Below are 12,300 nucleotides of genomic sequence, written 5' to 3' on the forward strand. Positions count from 1 at the left end.
CTATTGTACAACCTTCGTCAAAACCTTGCCTATTCTCTCCGCCATTATTTTATTTCCGGCGTCATTTGGGTGTATAGAGTCGTGCATAAGGTCGCGATTCTTTAAAATATTCTTTAAAATATTCGGAACAAAAGCGCTTCTGGTTTCTTTGGCAAGTTCTTCGTATTCGTCGTCATAAGGATCAAGTAATTTTCCCGGAATACCCACAAGCACAACTACCGCCCCTTCGGCCTGTATGCGGGTTATTATTTGCTCCAGATTATTAAGAGTTTCTTCTTTTGGTATGCGGCGCAAAACATCATTACCGCCAAGTAAAATTATTACAATTCGCGGGTTTTTATCCAAAACATCACTATCTAAACGCGCCAAAGCGCTTTCTGTTGTATCTCCGTTCACTCCCGCGTTTGTTATCTCCTCGCTTATATCACGGCTTAAAACATCTACCCAATTATTCCCCTCGGTTGCTCCGGCGCCATAAACTAAGCTATCCCCAAACGCCACAATGTTTTTACCTGCAACAGGTTGCTTTACATCCCGATTCTCACGCGTAAAAAAATACACAACCCCCACGATCAGCAAAACAACCGCAATATAAATTATTATTTTATTTAAATTCATACTTATAGTTTACCAAAACAAAAGCCGGCTCCAAAGAGCACAAAAATACACAGGTTCAACCTGTGTATTTTACACAAACTAAAAACCGGCTCTTTAGAGCCGGCCACGACCGTAGTGTAATGTCAGATTGAAAATAAAAAACAGACCTTCCGAAGGTCTGTTTTAAAGAACTAATTCGTTTCCGGTTCAATTTGCAGCTTCACACATGCTTTATCATACACGGCAGCAACTAAGCGACCGATAAGAGTTTTCCTTAACCTCGGCCATGCTTTTACTATCAAAGTGATAATAAAGGCCAACAAAGGCAAGCCGACAAAAGCTACAGCGCCCAAAGTAAGCAGCAGAGAACGCCAAGACTCAGCTGTCTGAGGAAGGAACGGTCCTTCGGCTTCAACAAATAATCCTTCTGTAACGCCTTTGTATATAAGATAGGGAATAGCCACCACTAAAATAAGTATTGCGGGTAGCCACCAAGATAAAAACGCCACCAATTTCCAGTAAGTAGGGCAAATCCGAACTTCTTCGGGCACATCTTTAATAAATACTGTCCAGCCGCTATCGGTTACAATTTCTTTGTCCGGAGTGTAATTCTGGATAATCTTATACAGCCATGAACCCCTTGGCACCTGCCCTTTTTCGTTCAAAACGAAAAAAGTAGCAAATAGTAAAGCAACAGCCGGTATAAGCAGTAACACAACGACGACAACTGCAGCGAATAGCTTAGATCTAATATCTTCTATAAACAGAGGATCGCCGGGAAAATAACTATCATCAGCACCAACATACCTTGTCGGATGCCAATTCTGCCACAACCAAATAATTCCCACGTTTAAGAGCGCTATAAAGCCAACAAGCGATAATCTTGATTTGATCATTCCATTCATTCCATTTCCTTTCTGTCAAAGTAACTGCCGAAATTCTAACACAAAACATATAGTACGTCAATTTTTTCTAACCACAATCTGACATTACACCACGACCGTGGTGTAATGTCAGATTGAACAAAATAAATGCATCATAATATGATGCATTTATTTGGAATTGACTCATAAATGACTCACAAATAATCAACTCATGCTATGAGTCGATTATTTATAGTATGGTGCGGAACTTTCAAAAATTTGGATGCAATACAAGGCGTGGCCGAGCACCGGAATAAGACGTAGATAATAACTACGTCGTTGAGGAGCGCAGGCCACAACACAGTAGTGCGTCAAATTTTAAAGTTCCTTACCTTATTATTCCGCCTCCCAATACCTCTTCGCCCTTGTATATAACCGCCATCTGTCCGGGAGTAACCGCCCTTTGGGGTTCTTTAAACTTAAGCACAACCTTACCGTTATTTTCCATCAATTCCGCCTCCTCAGGCTCCTGGCGGTAGCGAATGCTCGCAGTTACCTTTAATGGCATTTGAGGTGTAGCATTAATCCAAGCCATATCTTCAAGCACTAAAGAATTCTCAAACAATTTATCCTCATACCGTGTTCCTACAATAAGCTTGTTTTCTTTTATATCTTTATCTACTACATAGTAAGGCACGCCTCCCCCTCCCGTACCAACACCCTTTCTTTGACCGATTGTATAGTACTGCACTCCTTTGTGCTCTCCTATTTCCTCTCCACCAACAGTAACTACAACCCCGGGCTTTTGGGGAATATATTCTTCAAGAAACTGACTCACATCCACTTTTCCTATAAAGCAAAGCCCTTGAGAATCCTTTTTTTCAGAATTTGGAAGATTATACTTTCGCGCCAATTCACGCACTTTTGGTTTTGGTAACTCACCTATCGGAAACATCGCCCGCGCCAAACGCTCTCCAGGCACACGGTGCAAAAAATATGTCTGGTCTTTATTTTTATCAATACCCCTAAGCAATTTAATCATCCCTTTGTCGCTTGATATGCGCGCATAATGCCCCGTTGCCATATAATCCGCTCCAAAATCATTTATCGCCTTATCATAAAAAACACCGAATTTAATTTCGTTATTGCACATCACATCAGGATTTGGGGTTCGCCCTGCCCCATATTCACTGACAAAATAGTCTACAACCCGTGCTTTATACTCATCTACCAAGTCAACACTGTAAAAAGGAATACCTATGGTTTGCGCCGCGCGCCGCGCCCAATACTCATCTTCTTCCGCCGTGCACCCTGCTAAAGCTTGTGCTGAGCTTGCCGAAGCATCATCGGCGTTCCAGCAACGCATAAAAACACCAACGACATCATATCCCTGTTCTTTAAGCAGTGTGGCAGAAACACTTGAATCCACACCGCCTGACATTGCGACTACTACTTTTGTGTTTTTATTCACTTTGCTCATAAAAATAATTTCAAATTGCGAACGAAGTGAGCTTTATTATACCACATTTTTACAAAAATAAAACCCTTAAGCTACGCATACAGGCTCTACTATCACCCTCAGAGGGTGCCAGTAGAGCCTGTTTATTGTTACTTGGTAATATTGCTGATTAGCCACTCGGATAGTTCGTCCATAAACTCAGGGTGTTTTTTAAAAATATCAGTACCATGACCGCCCTCCTCATAAATACGGGTCTTAACACGCTCTCCTCCGCAATCTGCTATTTCTCCTACCGCTCTAAACGAATCTGGCACGTTTGGGTCGTCCTTTGTAGCAGCCATATATATCGCCTGACCGGCGCGTAATTTCTTAATCAAAGGCAGTGTTTCTATGCCGTGATAATCAAACCCGGGAGAAAGAGCAAAACCGACCTGCGATTGCGGGTTTTGCGCCATATACTGTATAGACAAGTTTGCTCCTATAGACGCGCCACCGACAACAATATTTTTAATTTCCACACCTTTATTTATAAAAAAATCCTGCGCAGCCAAAACATCAAACATTTTTTCCTGTTGCTGTTTGCTTGAAAATTCCCTGTAATCCAACTTCCCTCCTTGTGTACTTTCACCATGCCCGCGCTCGTCTATCGCTAAAACCTGAAATCCTTTTTCCAACAATAAAGACGCAAATTCATCCCAACTCTCTTTGGTTGAAGGCATCATATGAAGCAAAATAACAGCAGGCGATGTTTCATCGCCTGCCGGATAGTAATCTCCTACTATTTTTATATTATCTTTAGTTGTAAGCGTAACCTTTTCCATAAATTATTCCCCAATCACCCCTATGTCTTTTAACAGATCCCTCAAACCCTCATTATCCGGGCCTTTTTTATTTTTAGAATTTTTCTTTTCAACAGGAGGTTTACTTTCATTTTGAGGTTTTTTTTGTTGTTGTCCATCTCCAGCTTGAGGTTTTTTAGCCGGCGGGCCGTCGCCACGCTGAATAGGGCTTTGTCCTCGCGAAGGCGGGCGATACGGCTTCTGTTGGGGCGAGTCTGTCTGTGCACTACGCGAAGGCGGGCCGTCGCCACGCTGAAGCGAGCTTTGGCCTCGCGAAGGCGGGCGGTTTTTATTTAAATTGGGCGCTGGAAACTTCTGCATTGCCTCAGACATGCTTATTGGCTTTTCATTTTCTTTTTGCTCCTGCGCTTTTTTAGCAGGCACAGTAACCGGCCTCATCTTTGTGCTGACATCCCATTCTTGTATAACCTTCTCCATTTCTTGCCGTGAAGTTCCGTACTTATCGCGGGAACGCTTTATTATTTCTTCTGTCAATCTCTCCGCATGCCCGGGCTCAAGCGGGGCTATTGTGCGAGCGGCAAACGCGCGGTGTGTAATTCCGTCTATCATTAGCTTTAAAGCTATATTAAACTTGGGCAAGTTCACCAGATCGTCTACCATAAACTCGGGTGTAAACTCTTTCTCTATATGTTCTGCATCCTCAGCGCCTACCCGGAATGTAATAAACGTGCCTATATTACCGAATACGGCATCGCGCACTTCTTCATCCATTTGTGCTATATATTGGTGTGCCAAAATTAAGCAAAGGCGATACTTTCTCGCTTCTGAAAGTATTCCCTCAAAAGCCTCGGAGGCAAAGTTCTGGAACTCATCAACATAAAGAAAGAAGTCACGTCTTTGGGCTTCGGGAGTGTCTATCCTGCTCATGGCCGCCAAATAAAGCTTTGTTATCGCCATAGCTCCAAGTAAACGGCTGTTATCCTCTCCGATGCGTCCCTTTGAAAGGTTCATAATAAATATCTTCCCGTCATCCATTATCTTTCTCATGTCTATGGTAGATACTTTCTGGCCCACAATATTACGAATTAAAGGAGCTGTTGTAAACTGCCCGATCTTATTTTGTATGGAAGCTGTAGCTTCAGACGCAAGCCGGTCTGAGTATTTCGCAAACTCTTCAAGCCAAAAGGAGCGCACAATAGGGTCTTTCACATAGCTTAAAACCTCATTCCTGAAATTCTTATTAGCCATCATACGGTTAACATCCAAAAGTGTCGCGTCGGGATATTCAAGAAGAGCTAAAATTGTATTATTCAAAATATATTCCATTCTGGCGCTCCACACATCCACCCAAATTTTCTTAAACACACCCATAAGCCCGCTTGCCACAAGGTGTCTCTGGTTATATCCGACATCTTCAAGAAGATTTAAACCCATCGGAGCATCAGCATCAGCAGGATTGAAATACACAACATCGTCCATTCGTTCGGGTGGCACAAAACTCAAAAGGGTCTCAGCAAATTCACCGTGCGGGTCTAAAATACCGAGGCCGTTCCCGTTTATAATATCCTGAATCGCCATATTCTGTATCATGTTCGTCTTACCCATTCCAGTCTTTCCTATGATGTACATATGGCGGCGGCGGTCATCAGTTTTTATGCCAAACCTGTCGCTGCGCCCCCTGTAATTCAATTGTCCAAAATAATTTATTTCTTCCATGATTTTTGTTTCGCCTGCCTGCCGGCAGGCAGGGCTCCGCCTCACGAAAAGTATAAAGTATACAGTATTCAGTATATAGGAGTGCTTTATAATTAGCTTTGCTTAATACTATATACTAAATACTGTATACTTGAACGAGCGAAAGGTGAGTTCCAAGCTCGCTTTGCGAGCTTATGTAGGCAATCCACTTGGTGGTTCCGATGTTCTTGAGGGCACTCTCGGCATAAGCGGGGCTCTTACTACCCTTCCAGGGAAATGATACATCGTAGCTATTTCTTCAGTACTCAAAACGTAGGGACTGGTGGCAAAATCAAGATACCTCCCTTTATAAGCTGCGAGTATATTGCGTTTGCGAATATAATTTCTAAACTTTTTAAAAAGAATAAGAGAACCTTTTGGAAAAGAACCTGAATGCGGACGAAAGCTATTTAAACCGCTAAACTGTCTAAGGTAGCCGTGCAAACCCGCGAGATGTTCACCGTGCCAGACATCTTTTCTTGCCACATAAACAGCGCGGAGCATGGTATTAAATTTAATTTTAGAATCTTTTATCTCAATTTTTTCTATATTCATACGCTCTCCTGGTGTCATTCGTGTCATATCACTTTGTGTTTTTTCAGGTTTTTTTTTCTGCCCGCCTCCACCAAAAGCGTTAAAAATACTTGTAAGCGGGTCTACATATTTTGTACCCGAGTCCCTGCCTACCAGTTTATCTATCTCACTCTTTGCCTTGCCCTCAACTTCGCTAAGAACAGGGCTTATGACAACCTGCATCCACATATGCTCCCCTTCTTCCATTTTAGAAACAAGTTCCGCGTACTGAGATATCGGGTCCATACGCCTGTCTTCATCCAAATCTTCAAACTCAATATATGTTCTTATAGGATAAACCCAACTTCTGTTAAGTGTATATTCCGCACCCCATACCTCATAACTCTCTCCGGGCACATCGGCAGGCAAATCCGCGGTATAATCCGGGACTTCTTCTATCGCGGCGTCAGAATACTGTGAATATACTTTAGATTCAACAAAATTACGCTGCGATCTTTTGCAGCGTATATAAAAATGCAACCTTCCGGCTGTTCCCACCATCTCAAGACTAAACCGGTCAATTACAACACCCTCTGTCCACTTTTCGCGGCTGGTTAGCGGACTCCAAACTCCGTGCAAGCCCTCAAGCACATTCTCCATAGCTTTGGGGGTTTTTAGAACATCCGGGGGTAAAGATACCTCGAGCACTATCCAGTCCAGTTTTTTAGAATATTGAGACCTTTTATTGCGCAGATACAAAGGATGAACTTTTGAAAACAGGTAAAACGGAACTATGACCCACCAAGTGGCCTTAAATAAGTTCCATAAAATTAAACCTGCAAATTGTAGTATTTCTACCAGTGTAGAAGGCACAACAGTAGCTCGCTTCGCGAGCAGGTTATAGGTTTTAGATTTCAGGTATCAGACTATCGCTTAATTTTTGAGTCTAACACCTATTACCTAACACCTATTACCTATCTTATAAGGGTTATGCCAGGTAGTATTTATTGCCTTCGTCTTTCTTAAAGTGAGTTCTGTTCTGTAAATTGAGCAAAATTGTATTTTTTTGCACTTTTCTCTGGTCCATTACACGATCCACCAAGACTTCTCTTTCTACCGGCTTTCCCTCTTCTTTTAATATGTTCATTATAACATCTTTTACTGTACCAGGCATATAACCCCAGTTCGCAAGTGCGTAGATCCCCCGACCTATTAATACAAATCTTTCATCCTTTATAAGTTCGTTATGAACAGTTTGAGGATGAGTTTTTTTAGAATTTTTAAACCTAAAAGGAGCGTCGTCTATTCTGTGCGCGAGTTCTCTAAAATGAAGAGGATCTCCATGTCTGTGTAACACAAGAAATACCTTGTCTCTTACTCCGCGAGGTGTAATCTGGGGCCATTCAGCTAATCCCCACTGATTAAACGGACCAAGCTCTATCTTCTTAGAAGCACCTAAAAGTATATGTAGATTATCTTCAGTAACAGGCAGGAATTCTCTATTCGCCTCCTCAGCTTTAACCATAAGCTCTTCAGCATCTATGGGTTCGCCTGTCTTTTCCATGCTTTCAACAATGCCGGTCAAAAGTACTTTAACCTTTTCAGCACTTTCTTTGTTTACAGCCCAACTTGCCTGAAAATCATCGCTTTCTTTAATCTTTACAAAAGAGTCATTCAAAGCCAAAAGCAATGAGAGATATGGACGATGGGCATCAGAAGCTAAAGTTTCTACAAGAACTTCCTCTGACACAACACCGCAGTGTTCATTTAAATAATTATTTATCTCGTCAAAAGCGGGGGTAAGAAATTCATACTCAGCAGAATTTCTTATCTTCAAATAAGACGCCTCCTCTATCTGTCGCACCCTCTCCCTTGTAATATTATAAGCACCCCCGATCTTCTCGAGAGTTTGTCTCTCTCCACCTGTACCAATGCCGTGCCTTCGCGCGAGTATTGTGCTGTTTCTATCAGACAACACTCCAAGCGTTTTTCCTATAACAGGCTTTACATTGAGCTTTTTTACTTGAGTTGCTTGTGGCATATAAGTTAGTGGTTTACTTTTTACTTGTGTTTGACTTTTCATAATTTAATCATACTTTTAAAATACTGTCAACACCCTTCATGCTTCCTTCCTCTTTCTGGAAGAACACTTTATGTCTTGCGACGGCTTAAGCTTTTCTCAAGCGCTCTGCCCAGCTAACAAGAATAGGGCTTGCTATAAAGATAGAAGAGTACGTTCCTATGGCAATACCTACAATTAATGTGAAGATGAAATTATGTATTGTTTCTCCCCCAAAAAAGAATACGGCAAAAAGAACAAGTAGTGTTGTTAAAGATGTGTTCAAAGATCTGACAACACTCTCTTTAACACTTGCCGAAACAAGTTCGTTAAAGTCTTTTTGGTTGCCAAAACGAAGTATATTCTCTCTCACCCTGTCAAACACAACAATAGTGTCGTTTACAGAGTAACCCACTATGGTAAGCAGGGCCGCAATAAAAGGAACACCCACCTCTGTACCTTTAAAATGGGTAAATATTGCAAAAAATCCAACCGTTATAATAACGTCGTGAAACAACGTAATTAAAGCGATGACACCATATCGCACGGAACCCAAAGGGTACGATATTCTGCGGAATGCCCACGCGACATAAACAACAATCATAGCAAGCACAAGCCCCATGGCCCAAGCGGATTTGCTTATTGTTTCACGGCCTATCACAGGCCCCACGCTTTGAAACTGTTTCTCTTCTACTTCAGCTTCACTTGCCTCGGTTATTTTAGCTAAAATCTCCTGGTGTGTTTCCTCATCAACATCGCGAAAACGCAAAATAAGAGAGTCGTCTCCTCCCTGTTGAATACTAATGCTTCCCAAATCAATATCACTCAAAGCGCTTGTCACATCCTCACGCGAAAGTATTGTTATATTGCCATCCTCATCCGGTAAAAAACCGACCTCCATCAAAGAGCCGCCTTTGAAATCTATACCTAAAGGCAACTTAAATACCGCGACTCCTATAATACTCACAGTTATAAGTACAGTAGATAATATATAAAATATTTTTCTCTTTTCTATCATAATTAATAGTTAACGCGACCAGATAAATTTAATGGTTTCAAGTTTGCCTGTTAAAAACAACTTCATAAGATACTTTGTTACAACCATCGCGGAGAACATGCTAACAACAATACCCAGCCCCAGCGTTAAAGCGAACCCCTGCACGAAACTTGTTGAAAACCAAAACAGTATTACAGCAGTGAGCAGGGTTGATATGTTTCCGTCTCTTATTGAAGGCCACGCTCTTTCAAACGCCTTATCTACAGCATAAGACACATTTTCAACATCTCTTAACTCTTCCCGCAAACGCTCAAAAATAAGCACATTGGCATCTACGGCCATTCCAATAGACAGTATAAGACCTGCTATTCCGGCAAGTGTGAGTGTAATAGGTATTGTCTTTATAAGCGCCAGGATAAACGCTATGTACATCAAAAGAGAGACAGCCGCTAAAAGACCGCTAAAACGATACATAATAACTATAAACGCGAGAACTGCCAAAACAGCTATGGCTCCCGCACGCAGGCTTGCCGCAAGCGACTCTTCACCGAGCGCGGCGCCTATTCTCTGTTGGGCTATAATGCTTATCGGAACAGGAAGCGCTCCCGCGTTTAGGTTTCGTACGAGCTCTCTTGCCTCATCTACAGTAAAGTTTCCGGTTATAACAGCTTGTCCGCCCGCTATTGCCTGGTTTACTGTAGGAATAGAAACAGGTGTTCCATCAAGATATATAGCAACTACAGAACCGATATTTCTCTTTGTTATTTCCTCAAACAACTCCGAACCCTCTTCATTAAACTGCAACCCTATTTGTAGCTCTCCGGTCTGCGGATGTGTCGTCACACTAGCCCTTTCTAAAAATTGTCCCGTGAGACTTGTACTTCTAAAACACGGGTCTTCTCCGAGTATCTGGGTAAATGTCGCTATTCCCTGAGTATTGGCGCCGCTACAAATACTTGCAATCTGTTGGTCGCTAATCTCTCCTTGTTCTTCCACAAATCCGGATAAAACCTGAGACAGCGCCTGTTTTTGTTCTTCAAAAGGTCTTACCTCTTTGAACTCCAAAAACGGAGTCTGTCCTATTTGTTCTATGGCCTTATCCGGGTCGCTTATTCCCGCAAGTTCAACTATAAGGCGTGATGAATCATCACCCTGCTCTATTTGCACCACAGGTTCTGAAACCCCAAGGAAGTTAACTCGTCTTTCTATCGCGTCGCGTAAAGATTCCATAGCATCCTTCTGGTCGCTTTCTCTTATGCCGGAGAGATTGGCTTCATATACCAGGTGGATGCCACCCTGCAAATCAAGACCTAAAGAGTAAGGACTTTCAGAGAATTTAGGAACGCGTGCAAAATTATCAATGGCGCGTAAAACTCCCCACTTGTCATACTGTCCCACGTACCGGTTTGCATCTACAGCTTCCAGTTTAGGGTTTGACCAATCCGCAAACTGGTTCCAGTATTTAGGGTAATCTAAATTAGCCGCAAAAAATGCGGCAATCAAAATTAGAAATACAAATATCCAAGTTTGTCCTCTCTTTGTTGGTTTACGAAAAAGTCGCTTCAAAAACATACCTTGAATATGATAATTAAGTTTACAAAGAAAATCAAGGGGGTTCATCCCCAAGCCGGTTCATTTTAGCCGGTCGGACTCTTTCTTCCGACCCCTTTACTTCCAACCTTACTATAAGTCCTATTCTTCAAAAACAAAAAGCACCACATTTAAGTGGTGCGAAGAACATTAGGTGGCTGCACTCTCCCGTTACTCAAGCGGAAGAGTGCAGCATTTCCAACGCCGACAGCTTCGCTGTCGGGCATCCTCGATTGCTTTGCAATCGGGACAAGTGCCGAGGTCGGAAAAATTAGGCCGCGCGCCCCCGGAGAAAGGGTGAAGAGCCCAGAAGGGGCGCGCGACCTATAGGGCGAGTGCGACTCAGTGTCCGCCATCACAGTGAGAGCAGAACGGCACAGGCCCTGGTGGAGGTGCCGGGAATTGAACCCGGGTCCGGCGTAATATTCATAAGCGTTTTAGTTTACGTGCGTTGACTCCGTAAAATTTCGGAAGGGTTATACAGAGACAGATTCACCTTTCCTATCCGTTGTTCAGTGTCCCTTGCAAAGCACTTCGGAAAAAGCTTTGCTTCGGCAAGCACTCTGGTTCTTCTTAGCTTAGAATGCGTGGGCTAAGAAGCTGGTTGCTCTTTCAGGCGGCAGCCAGGAGGCCTCTGCTATTTGTGGCAGTTATATGTTTCCAGCGACGGTTTACGAGCACACGCTGGTTTCTCGGCACGAGTTCTTAGTTTCAACGACACCGTCGAGACCAATTCACCCCCATGAGTTTAAAGGTACAATTTGTGTGGACCGGTTTTTGACAGAAACCAGTCCGGAAAAACTGCGGCAAGTATCAGTTGCCGGTTCATTATAGCCGGTCGGACTATTTCTTCCGACCCCTTTACTTCCAATCATCCTATAGGTCCTATTCGTCCTATAGGTCCTATTCTTCAGAAACAAAGGGGTTGTGGAGACACTTAAGGCGGTCTCCATTTGCCTTTCTTTGCTTTCTTCCTATATGGCAAAGAACTACACGTTTTTAGGGCGGTCTCTTCCGTGCGCCGCCAGGCCGCTTCAGACGGGTTGCAGTTGGTCCGGGTCAACAATGACAAGTCTCGTAGACTTGCCCTGCTTCCGGTCCAACTCCACCGTGTAGTTCGGGAAGTCCAGAATCTCTGTTCCGTTCTTTTCCGTCACGGTGGTGATACCGGCAACTGCCGGACAGCGGTGTTCGTCGGGAACTCCGACGACCACACCCTGAAGGGTGCCCCGGCGAGTGCTAACCACCCGGCGATGTAAGCTCTCATTGAGAGTAAGCACCTCAACCGGAAGGATAACGAACACGCGCGTTCCCACCTGAAGTCTATTTTCGGCCATTTCACCTCCTTAAGGTGTTGTGAAAGGTTCAAGGGAAGAGGTTTCGGAATAACTGCCGCGTTCGCTTTGTTATCCTACTTCCTCTCCCCCGCATTTAAACCCAGTCAAGTAATTCTGCCGCGGCCTGAGTGCTGGGTCACCCTCAAGCTGCAGAGCCGGTCAAAATTCGGACACCACTACCACCGACAGGCAATGTGGTTCCTACTCTGCTTCCTCAGAAGCATTCAGATAAACACAGTTCCTGTATTCATCTAAATACCGCCGATTATTAAAGATTGAGTGCCGCCGGCGCTCAATTCCAGTAAGCAGCAGACTACTGGAAGAGCGCCGGCGGAACCTGTAAGGATGTTA

10 protein-coding genes and 1 other RNA gene are annotated in these 12,300 nt (G+C 43.4%); all 11 read right to left on the reverse strand.

What is annotated here, in order from left to right; translation table 11 throughout:
* Window positions 1-618, reverse strand: a complete 618-nt coding sequence (locus WDZ40_03805) for a GDSL-type esterase/lipase family protein (protein ID MEX0877951.1) — start codon at window positions 616-618, stop codon at window positions 1-3.
* Between the two features lie 170 nt (window positions 619-788).
* Window positions 789-1,502: a hypothetical protein gene (locus tag WDZ40_03810; GenBank protein MEX0877952.1), complete on the reverse strand. Its 714-nt coding sequence runs from the start codon at window positions 1,500-1,502 to the stop codon at window positions 789-791.
* Between the two features lie 346 nt (window positions 1,503-1,848).
* On the reverse strand, window positions 1,849-2,940 hold the full coding sequence (gene mnmA / locus WDZ40_03815) for a tRNA 2-thiouridine(34) synthase MnmA (GenBank protein ID MEX0877953.1): 1,092 nt from the start codon (window positions 2,938-2,940) through the stop codon (window positions 1,849-1,851).
* A gap of 128 nt (window positions 2,941-3,068) precedes the next feature.
* Window positions 3,069-3,740 (reverse strand): alpha/beta fold hydrolase, encoded by a 672-nt coding sequence (locus WDZ40_03820; protein MEX0877954.1) that lies wholly within the window; start codon window positions 3,738-3,740, stop codon window positions 3,069-3,071.
* 3 nt (window positions 3,741-3,743) lie between these two features.
* Window positions 3,744-5,435: a type IV secretion system DNA-binding domain-containing protein gene (locus WDZ40_03825; GenBank protein MEX0877955.1), complete on the reverse strand. Its 1,692-nt coding sequence runs from the start codon at window positions 5,433-5,435 to the stop codon at window positions 3,744-3,746.
* 171 nt (window positions 5,436-5,606) lie between these two features.
* A complete protein-coding gene (locus tag WDZ40_03830; protein ID MEX0877956.1) occupies window positions 5,607-6,839 on the reverse strand; it encodes a hypothetical protein in 1,233 nt (410 codons plus the stop codon).
* A gap of 115 nt (window positions 6,840-6,954) precedes the next feature.
* Window positions 6,955-8,049, reverse strand: a complete 1,095-nt coding sequence (locus tag WDZ40_03835; GenBank protein MEX0877957.1) for an HTH domain-containing protein — start codon at window positions 8,047-8,049, stop codon at window positions 6,955-6,957.
* A gap of 85 nt (window positions 8,050-8,134) precedes the next feature.
* Window positions 8,135-9,043 carry a protein translocase subunit SecF gene (secF, locus tag WDZ40_03840; GenBank protein MEX0877958.1) on the reverse strand — a complete coding sequence of 303 codons (909 nt, stop codon included), beginning with the start codon at window positions 9,041-9,043 and terminating at the stop codon, window positions 8,135-8,137.
* 9 nt (window positions 9,044-9,052) lie between these two features.
* Window positions 9,053-10,525 carry a protein translocase subunit SecD gene (gene secD / locus WDZ40_03845; protein MEX0877959.1) on the reverse strand — a complete coding sequence of 491 codons (1,473 nt, stop codon included), beginning with the start codon at window positions 10,523-10,525 and terminating at the stop codon, window positions 9,053-9,055.
* Between the two features lie 471 nt (window positions 10,526-10,996).
* Window positions 10,997-11,354, reverse strand: a transfer-messenger RNA (tmRNA) gene (ssrA, locus tag WDZ40_03850).
* Between the two features lie 292 nt (window positions 11,355-11,646).
* Window positions 11,647-11,949 carry a hypothetical protein gene (locus WDZ40_03855; GenBank protein ID MEX0877960.1) on the reverse strand — a complete coding sequence of 101 codons (303 nt, stop codon included), beginning with the start codon at window positions 11,947-11,949 and terminating at the stop codon, window positions 11,647-11,649.
* Window positions 11,950-12,300: the final 351 nt, after the last annotated feature.

This window comes from Candidatus Spechtbacterales bacterium, assembly GCA_040879145.1.
Classification (GTDB): domain Bacteria; phylum Patescibacteriota; class Minisyncoccia; order Spechtbacterales; family 2-12-FULL-38-22; genus JAWVZY01.

Coding starts and splice junctions, on each gene's coding strand:
- secF (MEX0877958.1), bottom strand. CDS start 9,043: ATGATAGAAAAGAGAAAAATATTTTATATATTATCTACTGTACTTATA.
- WDZ40_03855 (MEX0877960.1), bottom strand. CDS start 11,949: ATGGCCGAAAATAGACTTCAGGTGGGAACGCGCGTGTTCGTTATCCTT.
- WDZ40_03810 (MEX0877952.1), bottom strand. CDS start 1,502: ATGAATGGAATGATCAAATCAAGATTATCGCTTGTTGGCTTTATAGCG.
- WDZ40_03835 (MEX0877957.1), bottom strand. CDS start 8,049: ATGAAAAGTCAAACACAAGTAAAAAGTAAACCACTAACTTATATGCCA.
- WDZ40_03825 (MEX0877955.1), bottom strand. CDS start 5,435: ATGGAAGAAATAAATTATTTTGGACAATTGAATTACAGGGGGCGCAGC.
- WDZ40_03820 (MEX0877954.1), bottom strand. CDS start 3,740: ATGGAAAAGGTTACGCTTACAACTAAAGATAATATAAAAATAGTAGGA.
- mnmA (MEX0877953.1), bottom strand. CDS start 2,940: ATGAGCAAAGTGAATAAAAACACAAAAGTAGTAGTCGCAATGTCAGGC.
- WDZ40_03805 (MEX0877951.1), bottom strand. CDS start 618: ATGAATTTAAATAAAATAATAATTTATATTGCGGTTGTTTTGCTGATC.